The following is a 16,664-nucleotide window of genomic DNA, read 5'->3' on the forward strand; positions in this document are numbered from 1 at the left end:
ACCCCAGTGACCGACACCCTCGCCGCGTACCGGAAGACCCTGCCCTACATCCACGACTGGGTGTCCTACAAGGTGTGGCAGCTCCGTGTGCCGGGCGTGCAGGTCGCCATCGGGTACGGCGGAGCGGTCGTGTTCGAGGAAGCCTGGGGACACGCCGACGTCGAGGCCGAGCGACGCCTCACGACGACGGACCTCTTCCGGATCGCCTCGCACTCGAAGACGTTCACCGCCACCGCCCTCCTGCAGCTGGCCGAACGCGGGGCCCTGCGCCTCGACGACACGGTCGGCACGTACGTCCCGGCGCTCGTCGAGGGCGGCTCACCGATCGCCGACGCCACCATCCGTGAGCTCATGGAGATGGGCGCCGGCGTCATCCGCGACGGGCACGACGGGGACTACTGGTCGTTGCTGCGGCCGTTCCCGGACGAGCAGGAGCTGCTCGCGCTCGTGCTGGACCGTGGGCAGAAGGTCCCCGCGGGCTCGTCGTTCAACTACTCGAACCTCGGCTACTCGCTCCTCGGGCTCGTCATCGCGGCGGTCTCCGGGCGCTCGTACAACGACTTCGTCCGCGAGTCGATCACCGAGCCGCTGGGCCTGCGGAACACCGGCCCGGACTGGGACCCGTCGCGGGCGGACGACTTCGTCGTCGGGTACACCGGGTTCCACACCGACCGCCGTCGCCACCGCATCGACCACGTCGACACCCGGGCGATGGCCGCCGCGACCGGGTTCCACGGCACGGCGTCCGACCTCGTGCGGTACTTCTCGCAGCACGTCATCGGGCAGGGGACGCTGCTCAGCGACCACTCGAAGCGGCTCGCCCAGCGCAAGGCGTGGAGCTCGACCGACGACGTCGCGGACCGCGGCTACGGGGCGGGCTTCGTCGTCGACCGGATCGGCGGCCGAGAGATCCGGGGGCACTCCGGTGGCTTCCCCGGCCACATCACCCAGTCGATGTTCGACCCGGAGTCGGGGCTCGTCGTGTCGGTGCTCACCAGCGCCGCGGCCGGGCCCGCCACCCTCATCGCGACGGCGATCATCGAGATGCTCGACGCCGCGGCCGCCGAGGACGCGCCCGGAGCGGCGGTGCCCGACGACGTCGACGCGGCCACCTTCACCGGACGCTTCGCGAACCCGTGGGGCGTCACCGACGTCGCGCTGATCGGGGACCGCCTCGTCGAGGTCGACCCGTCCGCGCCCGCACCGCTCGAGTCACCCACCCGCCTCGAGGTCGTCGACGCCGACACCCTCCGCATGACCCACGGCAACCGCTTCGGCTCGATCGACGAGGACATCGTGTACGACCGCGCCGCCGACGGAGCCGTCCGGTCGATCCGGGCGGGCGGCGGCATGACGCAGGAACCGTGGGCGATCCCGGTGGAACCAGCCGCCGTCGCCGCGGGACTCGAAGCATGACGGGCGGGGACCCGGCGCCGACCACCGCGGACGGGCGCGCCGACGAGCCGCACGACGACGTCGTCCTCGAACCGGCACGGCAGGCGTTCGTCGAGGAGTTCGCGCTCATGTTCAGCGAGCTGGCGGGCACGCCGCTCACCGACGCCCGGGTCCTCGGGTACCTCATGATGACCCGCGCCCCGCACTCGTCCTCGTCCGACCTGCAGACCGCGCTCGGCGCCAGCTCCGGCTCGATCTCCATGTCCACCCGTCGCCTCGTCGACAGCGGGTTCGTGAAGCGCCACACCGTCCCCGGCGAGCGCAGCCACTACTTCCGCGCCGAGGCCGACGTCTGGGGCTCGTGGCTCGCCGGGGAACGGCGGTACCTCGACCGGCAGCGGGACGTCATCGGGCGCGGGCTCGCGATCGTCGAGGCCGGCGGTCGCACCGGCTCCGGCGACGTCGACGCCGAGGTCCGTGAACGGCTGCGCAACGGCCGCGACTACATGCAGTGGCTGCGCGGGTACCACTTCAAGATGCTCGAGGAGTGGGAGGCGTTCAAGGCCGCCCGCGACGACACCGACCGATCGGAGACACCGTGAGCGACGTCCTGGCCGTGGAACACCTCACCGTCACCTTCGACGTGGAGGGCGAGACCGTCCGCGCCGTCGACGATGCCTCGTTCACCGTCGGCCGTGGCGAGGTCGTCGCGGTCGTGGGGGAGTCGGGCTCCGGCAAGAGCATGACCGCGATGACCGCGATGGGCATCGCCCCCGACGGCGCCCGTGCGACCGGGAGCATCCGGATCGGCGACCTCGAGGTGCTCGGTGCCGACGAGCGCACCCTCCGTTCGGTCCGGGGACGCCGGGTGTCCATGGTCTTCCAGGACCCGTCGGCCGCGCTGAACCCCGTCCTCACGGTCGGGTTCCAGCTCGCCGAGGCCGTCCGCCGCGCCGAGGCCGGACTCGACCGCGCCGCCGTCCGGGCTCGGGCGATCGAACTCCTGCGTTCCGTCGAGGTCCCGGAACCCGAGCGACGACTCGGCCAGTACCCGCACGAACTCTCCGGCGGCCAGTGCCAGCGCGTGATGATCGCGATGGCGCTCGCCGCGGACCCGGACCTGCTCATCGCCGACGAACCCACCACCGCCCTCGACGTCACGGTCCAGGCCGAGGTGCTCGACGTGCTGCGATCGCTCCGAGCGCGCACCGGCACCGCGATCCTGCTCATCACGCACGACATGGGCGTCGTCGCCGACGTCGCCGACCGGGTCGTCGTCATGCGCCGCGGCCGCGTCGTCGAGACCGGCGGCACGGTCGACGTCCTCACGGAGCCCGAGCACGTCTACACCCGGGAACTGCTCGCCGCGGTGCCCCGCCTGGGCGGGCGCAGCGCCGTCGACGAGGGCGGCCTGGAGGCACGGCTCGCCCCCGCCTCGGTGGTCGCGGCGCCCGTCCTCGACGTCCGGCGACTCGTGGTCGAGTACGGCGGTGCGCTCCGCGGACGCTTCCGCGCCGTCGACGACGTGTCGTTCGCGGTCCGGCGCGGTGAGATCGTCGGGCTCGTGGGGGAGTCCGGCAGCGGCAAGACCACGATCGGCCGGGCCGCCGTCGGCCTCGCCCCGATCACATCGGGGAGCGTCCTCGTCGACGGCACCGACGTGGCGTCCGCGAGCCGTCCGGACCGCCGAGCGATGCGGCAGCGGGTCGGCGTGGTCTTCCAGAACCCGCTGCGATCGCTGAACCCGCGGTACACGGTCGGCCAGACCGTCGCCGAGCCGCTGCGGCAGATCCTCCGCCTCCCGGCCGCCGAGGTCGCCGAACGGACCGAGCGCCTCCTGGCCGACGTGGGACTCGACGGCGGTTTCGCCGAGCGGTACCCGCACGAGCTCTCCGGCGGGCAACGGCAGCGGGTCGCGATCGCCCGCGCGGTCGCCCTCGACCCGGCGCTCCTCGTCGCCGACGAACCGACGAGCGCCCTCGACGTGTCCGTCCAGGCCCGCGTGCTCGACGTGTTCCGTGAGCTCCAGGAGCGCCTCGGGTTCGCGTGTCTCTTCATCACGCACGACCTCGCCGTCGTCGACTCCCTCTGCGACCGGGTCGTCGTACTGCACGGCGGGCAGATCGCCGAGGAGGGCACCTGCGACGCGATCCTCCGCTCCCCTCAGGACGCCTACACACGGCGTCTCGTGCAGGCCGCGCCGGTCCCTGATCCCGTCGAGCAGGCTGCTCGTCGCGCCGAACGGCTGGCCGCACTCCCGTCCTGACGGTCGCCCCTCCGCCGGTTCGGCCCCCACCGGGCGCCGCCGGACGGTACGGGCAGGAGTTCCGTTCCCGGAGGAGCGGTCAGCGGACCTCGGCGGTCGACCAGAGTGCGTGGGCGCCGTCCCGCACCGGACGCAGCAGCGGCGGCAGGAAGAGCACGGCCGCGGCCCCGTAGGCGACGGCCTGCACCACGCCGGGCGCCAGGACGATGACCTCCAGCGCGCTCTGCGACACCGCCGCGAGCGGAGCGAACCAGCTCAGCGCGAAGTGCGCCAGCACCAGCAGGCCGCCGCCGACCGCCACGACCCACCCGAGGATCCGGCGGAAGCCCGACGAACCGCGGACCACCTGGACGCCGAACGCCAGCAGCAGCACGACCGCGATGAGCGCCGCGAAGGACCCCACGATCCCGGGGACGGGCCACGACACGGCGTACAGGAGCGTGGCGAGGGCGAAGGTCACGGTCGCCCTCGCGCGGCTCCGCCAGCCCGCGGCGAGGACGACCACCGCACCGAGCGCACCGAGGACCGAGCCGGCGACCAGCCAGGTCGGCGGGACGAACACGATCGTGGACTCCAGCGCACCCCGGACCGCGGGGGCGAGGGCCGCGACCACGGCAGCGAGTGCGATCCAGCGTTCCCCCGTGCTCCTGTGCATGACCGCAGCGTACGCCCGGGCGGGGGATAACCCCACCCCGACTCCGGGAGACGGCAGGATGGGACGACGACGGCCCCGACGCGAGGCTTGGTGTCATGACCGACACCGCCCGCCTCGACCAGGCCGAGACCGTCCCGCTGCACGACTCGCTGCCGACAGGAGCCACACGACCCATGCCCGAGCAGCCGACCCCGCCACCCGGCTGGCAGGGCACGCCCCCGCCGTCGCAGCAGCCGCCCGGCGGTGGGATCCCCGGCGGCGCCGGCACGGCGACGGCGGGCGCCGGCGGGACCGGCTCCGGGATGACCGCCGGCGCCTTCTACCGCGAGGCCTGGCGCCGACTGCCCCGTGACTTCGGCTACATGGCCCTGACCGCGGTGCTGCTCTGCACGCTGTACGCGGCGTTCCCCGCAGCGGTGCTCGGTGGCGGCTTCCGTGACCTCTTCAACCCGTTCGTCCTGCTCATGTTCTTCATCGCGCTGTTCGTCGCGCGGTGGCTCGGGCAGTTCGAGAAGCTCCGCATCGGGTGGGCCGACCGGCGTCCGATCCGTCCGGTGGACTGGACGCCCCGGTGGCAGCAGAACTGGTGGACCCGCACCGGTTCGGCCGTCGCCAACCCGCACTACTGGCTGTACCTGCTGCACGCCGCCGTGGTCTACCCGATCGCCGCGCTCGTCACCGTCGGTGGCGGTGCTCTCCTCATCGCCGGCTTCACCTGGCCGATCGTCGTCGGCGGGATCGCCGTCCTGAACCGGGCGTCGGCCGGGTACTTCGGCGGTCTCGACAGCGCCTCGGTCGTGACGCTCGGGTTCCTCGGCCTGCTCTCGATGGCGGCGTCGGTCGCGCTGTTCCCGCTCTGGGCGCGCGGCTCCGTACTCGCGCACTGGTGGATCGACTTCGGCCTGCTCGGCGGCTTCCGTGCCGAGGTCCTCGAGCGCCGCGTGGCGGGACTCCAGGCGTCCCGTGCCGGCGCCGTGACCGCCGAGGGGCAGGCGCTCCGGCAGATCGAGCGCGACCTGCACGACGGCCCGCAGCAGCGCCTCGTCCGGCTCCGGATGGACCTCTCTGCGGCCGAGCGTGCGATCGACAAGGACCCGGCGAAGGCCAGGCAGCTCATCGGCGAGGCCTCGACGCACGCGCAGGACGCCCTCGACGAGCTGCGGGCGCTGTCCCGCGGGTTCGCACCGCCGATCCTGCTCGACCGCGGGCTCGTCGCCGCCCTCGAGGCCCTCGTCGCCCGGACGCCGATCCCCGTCGGGCTCGAGGTCCGCCTGCCGGACGGCCTGGAGCTCGCGACCGAGATCCAGCGCAACGTGTACTTCACCGTGAGCGAGCTGCTCACGAACACGACGAAGCACGCCGGAGCTTCCACGGCGGCGGTGTACCTCGGCCTCGTGGTCGATGCCTCGGGGGTCTGGTACCTCACCGTCAGCGTCACCGACGACGGCCGCGGCGGGGCCCGTCCGGCGGAGGGCCACGGCATCGAGGGGCTGATGGGCCGGATGCGCGCCCTCGACGGCGAACTCACGGTGTCGAGCCCGGCGGGCGGCCCGACCGAGGCGACCGCGCGCATCCCGCTCGGTGCACTGAACGGGGTGCCGGTCCAGCACCGGTAGGTCGGTAGGATCGTCGGCATGAGCGACGGCCCGGGTGCACCACGCATCCGGGCCGTCGTCGTCGACGACGCGGTGCTCCTCCGCGAAGGGCTGGCCCGCGTGCTCGACGAAGCGGGCATCGACGTGGTCGGACAGCACGCCGACGCCGAGTCCTTCCTCGCGACCCTGCCGGACGATGCCCCCGACGTGGTGGTGATGGACGTCCGGATGCCCCCGACGTTCACGGACGAGGGGGTCCGGGCAGCGGTCGAGACCCGACGTGTGAGCCCGCGCACCGGTGTCCTCCTGCTCTCCCAGTACGTGGAGGCCACCTACGCCGAGGACGTCCTCGCCGCCGGGGCGACCGGCATCGGCTACCTCCTCAAGGACCGCGTGACCCGGCTCGAGGAGATCGACGACGCGGTGCGTCGGATCGCCTCCGGCGGGACGGTCCTCGACCCCGAGGTCGTCACGCAGCTCATGAGCCGCCGCCGCGACCCGCTCGCGGCCCTCACGCCGCGTGAACGGGAGGTCCTGGGACTCATGGCCGAGGGGCGCACGAACGCGGCCATCGCCCGCGCGCTCGTCATCGGCACCGGGGCCGTGGAGAAGCACGTGTCGAGCATCTTCGGCAAGCTCGCCCTCGAGGACACCGGGGAGGACCACCGCCGCGTCCTCGCCGTGCTCGCCTACCTCGGCTGAGCGCGACACCCGTGACGCGCGTCCCCGCCCCGCTCCTCGCCCTCGCGGCGATCGTCTCCGTCCAGCTCGGTGCGGCGATCGCGAAGACCCGCTTCGACGAGGTCGGTTCCGTCGGGGCCGCGGCGCTCCGCCTGGTGATCGGTGCCGTCGTCCTCGCCCTCGTCGTGCGGCCACGGGTGCGGCACTGGACACGAGCGCAGTGGCTCGGCGCCGTCGCACTCGGGGTCGCGCTCGGCGGCATGAACGTCTTCATCTACGTCGCGTTCGCGAGCATCCCCATCGGGGTCGCGGTGACGATCGAGTTCCTGGGGCCGCTCACCCTCTCACTCGTGCACACCAGACGTTGGCGGGACGCGCTCTGGGCCCTGCTCGCGCTCGCCGGCGTCGTGCTGCTCGGGGTCGGGCCGTCCGCCGTCACGTCCGTGGCCGGGGTGCTCTTCGCGGTCCTCGCGGCGGGGTGCTGGGCGGGCTACATCGTGATGAACCGGCACGTCGGGCAGGCGATCCCCGGCGTGGACGGCCTCGCGGTGTCGATGCTCGTCGCGATGCTGGTGGCGCTGCCGTTCGGTGCTGGCGAGGCCGTGCGTGGTGTCGCGGCGGATCCGTCGCTGCTGCTCGTGTTCGGCGCCGTCGCGGTCCTGTCGAGCGTGCTGCCGTACGCGCTGGAGATGCTCGCGCTCCGCCGGATGCCGACACGGGTGTTCGGTGTGCTGCAGAGCCTCGGGCCGGCGATCGCGGCGCTGGCAGGACTGGTCGTCCTCGCCGAGGGACTGTCGGCCCAGGAGGTCGCGGCGCTCGCCTGCGTGACGGCCGCGAGCGTCGGCGTCACGCTGTCCGCACGCCGCAGGCGCGCCTGAAGCCGCCGGCGACGGTGCGCAGGGACAGTGCGGGGGGGGGGGGGGGAAGTGGCCCGGACTCGGACCGGAGGCCCGCACCACGTTCCGTGCGGACGGAACGCGAGCAGGGCCTCCGGTCCGGACAAGACCCGTCTACTCGTCGCGGAGGAAGTCCGCGTACGTGGGTTCTGACGACTCACCCGACAGGAGCGCCGGATCGTTGATCCGTCGTTCGACGTACGCCGAGATGACCTCGGGCGGGGTGAGCACGTGCGCGACCCAGGACGGCACCTCACTCTTCTTCATGGTGCCTCCTCCCAGTACGTTGGTCGCGTGATCGAAAGTCTCGATCATCGAGTTACTTGCGGTACCGGTGTGGCGTAAACGATCCTCGCCATGTCCGCGCATGTCAATGCAGTGCGCTGTGCGGACTCCGGGAGGCGTCACCGAGCGACGCGGACGGTCCCGGTGGATTCGCGCACACTGAGTGTCAGGGCCGGCCCGGGCAGGGACGCGAGGGGCTCCGTCGCGTCGATCTGGGCGCGGAGCAGGGTGGCCGCCCGCTGCCCGAGCTCGACCGTGTCACGGGTGAGCGAGGTGATCGCCGGCCGCACGAGGCGCACCATCGCGGAGTCGTCGAAGGAGACGATCGACACGTCGCCGGGGACGTGGACGCCCATCTCGCTCGCCACGCCGAGCCCGGCGACGGCGAGGACGTCGTTGTCGTAGACGATCGCGGTCGGGCGCTCCCGACGGGACAGGAGCTCCCGGGTGGCCCGGGCGCCGGCCTCGGCCGAGTAGTCGGTCGGCACGGACACCGCGTCGTCGAGGTCCCCGGCGGCCGCGAAGGACCGCACCCGTTCGATGCGCATCGCGGTGTGCTCGTACTCCGGACGTCCGGCGACGTGCGCGATCCGTCGGTGGCCGAGCGCGAGCAGGTACCGCAGGACGGTGTCGGTCGCGTCCGAGTCGTCGATCCAGACCGAGGGCGCCGAACCGGCGGGGGACGGGTGCGACCCCACGACCACGGTCGGCATCCCGAGGTCGGCGAGCAGGGCCAGCCGCGGGTCGTCACGCCGCGGGTCGATCACGATGACGCCGTCGACCCGGTGCCCGCGCCACCAGTCGCGGTAGGTGCCCAGTTCCTCTTCCGCGTCACGGGCGACGAGGAGGTTCATGCCGACGTGGCTGCCGGCGAGCCCGAGCTGGATGCCGGAGATGAGGTCGCCGAAGAACGACTCGGTACCGAGCGTGCGGGCGGGGCGGTTCAGCACGAAGCCGATCGACCCCGCCTTCGCGCCCCCGAGCGCCCGCGCTGCCGTGTGCGGCTGCCAGTCGAGCTCGCGGGCGATCTGCTGCACCCGGAGCCGGGTCTCGGGGGAGACCCCCGGCCGGTCGTTGAGCGCGAAGGAGACCGCGCTGATGGAGACGCCGGCGCGCGCTGCGATGTCGGCGATCGTCGTCCGGCGTTTCGAGGCCACGGCTTGACTATAGCGTTTTAGTCGTGCATCGTCGCTGCCACGCGCTGGTTCGGCGACAGGAACTGAACCGTTTGAGCACGATGACGAAGGAGTCACATCCCATGAGGACCACGACACGCAAGCGGGGCGGCGCCGTCGCCCTGCTCGCCACGGCCGCAGCGGCAGCACTCGCCCTGACCGGTTGCTCGAGCGGCGGTGGCGCTGCGACCGGAAGCAGCGGGAAGATCGACGGCACCATCACGCTGCAGACCTGGGCGCTCACGCCGACGTACACGGACTACCTCAACGGTGTCATCAAGGGCTTCGAGCAGGAGCACCCGGACGCGAAGGTGAAGCTGCAGGACCAGCCGGGCGACGGCTACGCGGACAAGGTGCTCAGCCAGGCCTCGTCGAACACGCTGCCCGACGTCATCAACCTGCCGCCGGACATCGCCCTGCCGCTCGCGAAGCGTGGGTTCCTGCAGGACGTGTCGAAGGACGACAGCAAGCTCGCCAGCACCTACGTCGCCGGCGCGCTCGACTCGTACCAGTACAAGGGGATGAACGGCACCTACGGGTACCCCTGGTACCTCAACACCGACGTCGACTACTGGAACAAGTCCATGTTCGACAAGTGCGGGCTCGACGCGGACAACCCGCCGAAGACCACCGACGACCTCTTCACGCAGGCGAAGACCATGCACGAGCAGTGCCCGGACGACTACCTGATGAGCCGCAAGCCCGGCCTCGGCGACTTCACGCTCGCCGGCGTCAAGGTCCTCAACAGCGACGGCACGAAGTTCACCTTCGCCGACTCGTCGAAGGCCGCCGACCTCATCGACCGGTACAAGACGGCGTACCAGGACGGCTACATGCCCTCGAACGTGCTGAACAGCGACTACCTCGGCAACTCGACGCTGTTTACGCAGCAGAAGGTCGCGTGGACCACCGGCGGCGCCACGGCCCTGTCGGACATGATCAAGAACAACCCGTCGCTCAAGGGCAACGTCACGGTCAGCCCGGCACTCGACACCCCGCCGCTGTACGTGCAGGGCCTGTCCGTGTCGAGCAAGTCGAAGCACCTCGCCACCGCCGAGGCGTTCGCGCAGTACATGACGAACGCGAAGAACCAGGAGGCCTTCGCCCACCTGGTGAACATCTTCCCGTCGACCACGTCGTCGCAGTCGGACCCGTACTTCTCGAAGGACGACGGCACCGTGAACGGCAAGGCCCGCGTGCTCGCGAACGAGGCCCTCAAGCAGGCCAAGGTGCTCAACCCGGTCCAGGCGAACTCCGCCATGACCGACTTCCTCGACCAGCAGATCGCCCTCGCCATGAAGGGCCAGGTCTCCCCGGAGAAGGCACTCCAGACGGCGCAGACCAAGATGAACACCCTGCTGGCGAACAGCTGATGCGCGCCAACCGCTGGTTCACGCCCTGGCTGCTCGTCCTGCCGGCACTCGTCTGGCTGCTCGCCTTCAGCCTCTGGCCGTCGATCAACACCGTCCGGCTGTCGTTCACGAACGCCAGCCCGCTCGGGGGCGTGAGCCAGTGGGTCGGTCTCGCGAACTTCAGGACCCTGCTCGCCGATCCGCAGGTGTGGGAGGCGCTGCTCAACAGCGTCATCTACATGGCGGTGTGCCTGCCGCTGCTCACCGTGCTGCCGCTCCTCATCGCGGTGCTCGTGCAGCAGAAGCTCCCCGGCATCGCGTTCTTCCGCACGGCGTACTACACGCCCGTGATCGCCTCCGCGGTCGTCGTCGGTCTCATCTGGACCTGGATCCTCGACGACCGCGGGGTCATCAACGAGATCGTGAAGGCCCTCGGCGGGGCGGGCATCCCGTTCCTCACCGACCGGTGGCTGTTGCTCATCAGCGCGATCAGCCTCACGGTCTGGAAGGGCCTCGGTTACTACATGATCATCTTCCTCGCGGCCCTCGGGAACGTCGGCAAGGACCTGCACGAGGCTGCGGCGCTCGACGGTGCCGGAGCCGTACGGCGGTTCTGGTCGGTCACGATGCCCGGGGTCCGCGGGACGATGACGCTCGTCGGCATCCTCGTGTGCGTCTCCGCGCTCCGGGTGTTCAGCGAGCTCTACATCCTCACCAACGGCACGGGTGGCCCCGGCGGGCAGGACAACTCGCTCGTCATGCTCATCCAGCAGTACGCCCGCGGCTTCACCGGCAACCTCGGCTACGCGTCCGCCCTGAGCCTCCTGCTCTTCGTCGTGACGCTCATCCCGATGCTCGCCCTCGCCCGCATGAACAGCAAGGCCGACAAGTGACGAACACCACGAACACGACCGAGCCGGTCGTCGGGGGCGCCGCCGGCGCGGCGGCCCCCGCGCCGGACGTGACCGGCGCGACGGAGCCGAACCGAGCCTCCAGGCAGCCCCGCAAGCGGCGCCGCGTCGTCTGGGGCGTCATGTCCACCCGCGAGAAGGTGGTGCGCTACGTCCTGCTGATCGTCGTCCTCTTCATCACGATCGGCCCGTTCCTCTGGCAGCTCTCGACCTCGCTCAAGGGCGCCGGCGAGGACATCTACACCGCGAACCCGTCGTTCATCCCGACCGAGCCGACGATCGAGAACTACCTCAAGGTGGCTGCCGCGATCCCGGTCTGGCGGTACATCGGCAACTCGCTGCTGGTCGCCGCGATCGACGTCCTCGGCAACATCGTCTTCGCGACGCTGGCCGGGTTCGCCCTCGCCCGCCTGCAGTGGCGCTTCCGGAAGGCCGTGCTCGGACTCTTCCTCGCCACCCTCGTGCTGCCCGGCGAAGCGACGATCATCAGCCAGTTCGTCACCGTCAAGGACCTCGGCCTCGCCGACAACCTCGTCGGTGTCGCCCTGCCCGGCATGATCGCGGCGCTCAACGTCCTGCTCATGTTCAACGCGTTCCGCCAGATCCCCGAGGAGATCGACCAGGCCGCGGTGATGGACGGCGCGAACGCGATGCAGCGCCTCCGGTACATCTCGCTGCCGGCCGTGCAGGGCACCATCGCGGTGATCGCGATCTTCTCGTTCATCGGCGCCTGGGACGACTTCCTCTGGCCGCTCATCGTGCTGCAGTCGCCGCAGAACCTCACCCTCACGGTCGGCCTGCAGTACCTCCAGGGGACGTTCGCCACCGACCAGCGCATGATCGCGGCGGGCACGATGATCGCGTTCATCCCGATCGCGGTGATCTTCGCGGTGCTCCAGCGCTTCTTCTTCAAGGGCGTCGAAGAGGGCGGGGTGAAGGGCTGATGCGCTTCGGCGTGAACTACACCCCGGCCGTGGGGTGGTTCCACTCCTGGCTCGACTTCTCGGCGTCGGACACCGCGCGCGACCTCGAGGCGATCGCGTCGCTCGGCGCCGACCACGTGCGGATCTTCCCGCTCTGGCCGGTCGTGCAGCCGAACCGGACGCTCATCCGGGCCTCGGCGCTGCGGGACGTCGCCACGGTCGTGGACCTCGCCGGGTCCTTCGGGCTCGACGTCAACGTCGATGCGCTGCAGGGGCACCTGTCGAGCTTCGACTTCGTGCCGTCGTGGCTCGACAGCTGGCACCGCCGGAACATGTTCACCGATCCGGACGTCGTCACGTCGACCGCGACCTACGTCGAGGCGCTCGCCGGTGCCGTCGCGGACAAGCCGAACCTGCTCGGCATCTCGATCGGCAACGAGGTCAACCAGTTCGCGCACGCGCCGCACCCCGCCCCGCACGACATCACGGCGGAGCAGGGGCACGCGTGGGCTGCGACGATGGTCGCGGCCGCCAGACGGGGGCTCGGCGCCGTCGGCAGGGACGGGGTCGGTGCCGTCGGCCTGGAGGCTCCGCTCGGCTCCGACAGGTCGGTCCGGCCCGCCGCCCGGTCGCGGCCGGGGCCGCTGGTCACCGTCGCACAGTACGACGCGGCCTGGTACGACGACGCGCAGCCCTTCGGGCCGGAGCACGCGGCGGACCACGGCGACGCCACGATCACGCACTCGTGGGTGTTCAACGGCACCGCGGCGCTGCACGGACCGCTCGGAGCCGGGTCGGTCCGGCACGGGGAGTACCTGCTCCAGCTCGCGGCGGCATGGAACCGCGAGCCCCGTCGGCCGAACTGGCTCCAGGAGGTCGGCGCCCCGACGAACGTCGTCCCTCCCACGGACGCCGCGGCGTTCACCGAGCGGACGATCCGGCACGTCGCCGGCGCGCAGGACGTGTTCGGCGTCACGTGGTGGTGCTCGCACGACGTCTCCCGGTCGCTCGCCGACTTCCCCGAGCTCGAGTACGACCTCGGCCTGTTCACGAACGACGGCGCGCTGAAGCCGGCGGGGGAGGCGTTCGCCGCGCTCGCCCGTGCGGAGGTGCGCTCGCCGGCCGAGCCGCCCTCGACCGCGCTCGTCCTCGACGACGTGCTGCCCGACGGCTCGCCGCGCTACGGCACCCGGGCCGACTGCGCGCCCGGCGGCCGGTTCGCCGCCGCGTGGCTCGCCCTCGCCGAGTCCGCGGAGGACGGCCGGGGCCCCCAGGTGGTCCTGCGTTCCCGACTCGCCGACGGCGCGCTCCGCGCCGCACGGGGGATCACGAGCATCGTGGACGTGCCGGCGGACCTCGACGGTACCGCGCTCTCGGTCGCGCACCCCGCGACCATGCCCTGACCGACCACCAGCTCGACACACCCACCAGCCCTGCTGCCGGCAGCGACGCCGGCCCTCCCTCCCGGAAGGACCCCATGCACGACGACATCCCCCTCACCACCGGACGCGCCCGCCGGGTCCTCGACGAGCGGATCCTGCCCGCGGTGCACGCCACGGCGACACCGCTCGACACCGCCTGGCACGAGTTGCCGGGGGAGCCGATCCCACCGGCGTCGGGGCTCGCGCTCGACTTCGAGCCGTACGAGGTCGGCACGACCTGGGGCGCGGCGTGGGGCACGACGTGGTTCCGACTGACCGGGACCGTGCCGACGGACTGGGCGGGTCGCCGCGTCGAGGCAGTGATCGACCTCGGGTTCGACAAGAACATGCCCGGCTTCCAGTGCGAGGGGCTCGTGTACCTCGCCGACGGCACCCCGGTGAAGTCGATCAACCCGCGGAACCAGTGGGTGCTCATCGCCGAGGAAGCCGCTGGTGGTGAGACCGTCGAGCTCTTCGTCGAGGCCGCGTCGAACCCGGTCCTGCTCGACTACCACCCCTTCCTCGTCACGCACGAGGGCGACGTCGAGACCTCGTCCCCGAAGCGGCTCTACACGTCCCGTCGGATGGACCTCGCCGTCTTCGAGTCCGACGTGCACGAACTCGCGCTCGACCTCGAGGTCCTCCTCGAACTGCAGGCGCAGCTGCCCGAGGGTCCTCGACGGATGCGCATCCTGCAGGCGCTCGACGACGCGCTGGACCGACTCGACCTGCAGCACATCGCGGAGACCGCCGCGGACGCCCGGGCCGCGCTCGCCGACGTCCTCGCCGCTCCTGCGGACGCCTCGGCACACACCATCTCGGCGATCGGGCACGCCCACATCGACTCCGCCTGGCTCTGGCCCGTCCGCGAGACGATCCGCAAGGTCGCCCGGACGACCTCGACGATGACCGAGCTCATCGACCAGACCGACGACTTCCTCTACGGGATGTCGAGCGCGCAGCAGTACGCCTGGATCAAGGAGCACCGGCCCGAGGTGTACGCCCGGGTCCAGGCCGCCGTCGAGGCCGGACGCTTCCTGCCCCTGGGCGGCATGTGGGTCGAGTCCGACACGGTGATGCCGACGGGCGAGAGCATCGTGCGGCAGTTCTCGCAGGGGCAGCGGTTCTTCGAGCGGGAGTTCGGGATCCGGCCGAAGGGTGTCTGGCTGCCGGACAGCTTCGGCTACTCGCCCGCCCTGCCGCAGCTCATGCGCCGCGCGGGCTTCGAGTGGTTCTTCACGCAGAAGATCTCGTGGAACCAGGTCAACAAGTTCCCGCACCACACGTTCCTCTGGGAGGGCATCGACGGTTCGCGGGTGTTCTCGCACTTCCCGTCGATGGACACGTACAACTCGCGGCTCTCCGGAGAAGAGGTGGCGAAGGCCTCCCGGCAGTTCCGCGAGAACCGGCTGGCGACGGGGTCGATCGCACCCGTCGGCTGGGGCGACGGCGGCGGTGGCACGACCCGTGAGATGACCGGCACGGCCGCCCGGCTCGCCGATCTCGAAGGCAGCGCCAAGGTCCGCTGGGAGCACCCGGACGCGTTCTTCGACCGCGCGAAGTCCGAGCTGCCGAACCCGCCGGTGTGGGTGGGGGAGCTCTACCTCGAGCTGCACCGGGCGACGCTCACGAGCCAGCACCAGACCAAGCAGGGCAACCGTCGGTGCGAGCAGCTGCTCGTCGAGGCCGAACTCTGGGCAGCGACCGCCGCCGTCCGCACCGACTTCGCCTACCCGTACGACGAGCTCGACGCGCTCTGGCAACAGGTCCTCCTGCAGCAGTTCCACGACATCTTGCCGGGCACGTCGATCGCGTGGGTGCACCGCGAAGCCGTGGCGAAGTACGCCGAGACGGCCGCGCGCCTCGAAACGGTCATCGCGGACGCCCTGTCGGCACTGGCCGGGGCGGGTGACGCGACGGTCGTCGTCAACCCGGCCCCGTTCCTCCAGGCCGGCGCACCCGCGCAGGGCGCGATCGTGGCGACCGACCTGCCGGAGGCGACCCCGGTGGCGCTGACCGAGCAGGACGGCGGCTACGTGCTGACGAACGAGCTGGTCCGGATCGTCATCGACCACCGTGGCCTCGTGACGAGCGCCGTGGACCTGACGACGGGTCGTGAGGCCGTCGCGCCCGGGCAGGTCGCGAACCTGCTCCAGCTGCACCAGGACTTCCCGAACATGTGGGACGCGTGGGACGTCGACCGGTACTACCGGAACCGGGTCGAGGACCTCGTCGACGTCACCTCGCTCGACGCGTCGGTCGACGCGGCCGGCATCGCGCGGGTCACCGTCGCCCGGGCGTTCGGCGACTCGACCGTCACGCAGGAGATCACGCTCGAGCCGGACTCGCGGACGCTCGAGTTCGCGCAGGTGACCGACTGGCACGAGACCGAGAAGTTCCTCAAGGTGGCGTTCCCGCTCGACGTCCGCGCCGAGCACACGGTCGCCGAGACGCAGTTCGGCGCGCAGAAGCGTGTCACGCACACGAACACCTCGTGGGAGGCCGCGAAGTTCGAGACGTCGATGCACCGCTACGTCCTGATCGAGGAGCCCGGGTTCGGCGTGGCCCTCGTGAACGACTCGATCCACGGGTTCGACACGACGCGCGACGCCGTCGACGGGCACGTCACCACGACCGTGCGGTTGTCGCTGCTCCGGGCCCCGCGGTTCCCCGACCCGGAGACCGACCAGGGCGTGCAGACCCACCGGTACGGCATGGTCATCGGGACCGACCAGCTCGGGGCGACGGCGGCTGGCGTCGTCATGAACGCCTCGCCGCGGGTGGTCACGGGCGGTCGCGGGTTCGAGCCGCTCGTGCAGGTGTCCGGCGACGTCGTGCTGTCGAGCGTCAAGCTCGCCGACGACCGCTCGGGCGACCTGGTCGTGCGCGTGTACGAGCCGTCCGGACGTCGGGGGACCGGCGGCATCGCTGTCGGGAACGCTGACGGCGGGGCGGTCTTCGGCGACCCGGTCGAGGTCACGCTGCTCGAGGAGCCCGACGCCGCGTTGCCCGGGGTGGCCGCGGTCACCGACGGCGTCGCGGCCTTCCCGGTCGACGCCTACGAGGTGCGGACGTTCCGCTTCGCACGGACCACCGCCTGAGACCCCGC

The 16,664-nt window shown here is 71.5% G+C and carries 14 protein-coding genes; 11 read left to right on the top strand and 3 right to left on the bottom strand.

What is annotated here, in order from left to right:
* Positions 1–6 precede the first annotated feature (6 nt).
* The 3 genes from ABC270_RS06965 to ABC270_RS06975 are packed head-to-tail and all read left to right on the top strand — an operon-like array spanning position 7 to position 3,661.
* Positions 7–1,416, top strand: a complete 1,410-nt coding sequence (locus ABC270_RS06965) for a serine hydrolase domain-containing protein (protein WP_412880115.1) — start codon at positions 7–9, stop codon at positions 1,414–1,416.
* Positions 1,413–1,997 carry a GbsR/MarR family transcriptional regulator gene (locus ABC270_RS06970; RefSeq protein WP_412880116.1) on the top strand — a complete coding sequence of 195 codons (585 nt, stop codon included), beginning with the start codon at positions 1,413–1,415 and terminating at the stop codon, positions 1,995–1,997. Before ABC270_RS06965 ends, ABC270_RS06970 begins: the two co-directional genes overlap by 4 nt.
* Positions 1,994–3,661 carry a dipeptide ABC transporter ATP-binding protein gene (locus tag ABC270_RS06975; protein WP_412880117.1) on the top strand — a complete coding sequence of 556 codons (1,668 nt, stop codon included), beginning with the start codon at positions 1,994–1,996 and terminating at the stop codon, positions 3,659–3,661. Before ABC270_RS06970 ends, ABC270_RS06975 begins: the two co-directional genes overlap by 4 nt.
* Before the next feature lie 79 nt (positions 3,662–3,740).
* Here ABC270_RS06975 and ABC270_RS06980 read toward each other — a convergent pair whose 3' ends face one another.
* Positions 3,741–4,316, bottom strand: coding sequence for a hypothetical protein (locus ABC270_RS06980; protein WP_412880118.1), 576 nt, complete (start codon positions 4,314–4,316; stop codon positions 3,741–3,743).
* 95 nt (positions 4,317–4,411) lie between these two features.
* On the opposite strand from ABC270_RS06980, the gene ABC270_RS06985 reads away from it, so the two are divergent.
* Genes ABC270_RS06985 through ABC270_RS06995 form a run of 3 tightly spaced genes read left to right on the top strand, consistent with a single transcriptional unit; the run spans position 4,412 to position 7,470 of the window.
* Entirely contained in the window at positions 4,412–5,932 is a 1,521-nt protein-coding gene (locus tag ABC270_RS06985; protein WP_412880119.1) for a sensor histidine kinase, read from the top strand.
* A gap of 18 nt (positions 5,933–5,950) precedes the next feature.
* Positions 5,951–6,613, top strand: coding sequence for a response regulator transcription factor (locus ABC270_RS06990; RefSeq protein WP_412880120.1), 663 nt, complete (start codon positions 5,951–5,953; stop codon positions 6,611–6,613).
* A gap of 11 nt (positions 6,614–6,624) precedes the next feature.
* The gene (locus tag ABC270_RS06995) at positions 6,625–7,470 is read left to right on the top strand and encodes an EamA family transporter (protein WP_290132390.1); all 846 of its coding nucleotides are present in this window, start codon (positions 6,625–6,627) and stop codon (positions 7,468–7,470) included.
* A gap of 132 nt (positions 7,471–7,602) precedes the next feature.
* On the opposite strand, the gene ABC270_RS07000 is transcribed toward ABC270_RS06995, so the two are convergent.
* Both ABC270_RS07000 and ABC270_RS07005 read right to left on the bottom strand, forming a co-directional pair.
* Entirely contained in the window at positions 7,603–7,755 is a 153-nt protein-coding gene (locus ABC270_RS07000) for a hypothetical protein (protein ID WP_412880121.1), read from the bottom strand.
* A 137-nt stretch (positions 7,756–7,892) separates the two neighbouring features.
* A complete protein-coding gene (locus tag ABC270_RS07005) occupies positions 7,893–8,930 on the bottom strand; it encodes a LacI family DNA-binding transcriptional regulator (protein WP_412880122.1) in 1,038 nt (345 codons plus the stop codon).
* 101 nt (positions 8,931–9,031) lie between these two features.
* Between ABC270_RS07005 and ABC270_RS07010 the strand changes: the two genes are divergently transcribed.
* The 5 genes from ABC270_RS07010 to ABC270_RS07030 all read left to right on the top strand — a co-directional run bounded on the left by ABC270_RS07010 (position 9,032) and on the right by ABC270_RS07030 (position 16,656).
* Complete coding sequence (locus tag ABC270_RS07010; protein ID WP_412880123.1) at positions 9,032–10,321, top strand: ABC transporter substrate-binding protein; 1,290 nt, start codon at positions 9,032–9,034, stop codon at positions 10,319–10,321.
* Positions 10,321–11,193, top strand: coding sequence for a carbohydrate ABC transporter permease (locus tag ABC270_RS07015; protein WP_058725503.1), 873 nt, complete (start codon positions 10,321–10,323; stop codon positions 11,191–11,193). The genes ABC270_RS07010 and ABC270_RS07015 overlap by 1 nt, the downstream gene beginning before the upstream one ends.
* The gene (locus ABC270_RS07020; RefSeq protein ID WP_412880124.1) at positions 11,190–12,155 is read left to right on the top strand and encodes a carbohydrate ABC transporter permease; all 966 of its coding nucleotides are present in this window, start codon (positions 11,190–11,192) and stop codon (positions 12,153–12,155) included. Before ABC270_RS07015 ends, ABC270_RS07020 begins: the two co-directional genes overlap by 4 nt.
* Before the next feature lie 11 nt (positions 12,156–12,166).
* Positions 12,167–13,537: a glycoside hydrolase 5 family protein gene (locus ABC270_RS07025; RefSeq protein ID WP_412880125.1), complete on the top strand. Its 1,371-nt coding sequence runs from the start codon at positions 12,167–12,169 to the stop codon at positions 13,535–13,537.
* 74 nt (positions 13,538–13,611) lie between these two features.
* Complete coding sequence (locus tag ABC270_RS07030; protein WP_412880126.1) at positions 13,612–16,656, top strand: alpha-mannosidase; 3,045 nt, start codon at positions 13,612–13,614, stop codon at positions 16,654–16,656.
* The last annotated feature ends 8 nt before the right edge of the window (positions 16,657–16,664 follow it).

Origin of the sequence: Curtobacterium phoenicis (genome assembly GCF_047238015.1) — a bacterium.
Lineage (GTDB): Bacteria > Actinomycetota > Actinomycetes > Actinomycetales > Microbacteriaceae > Curtobacterium.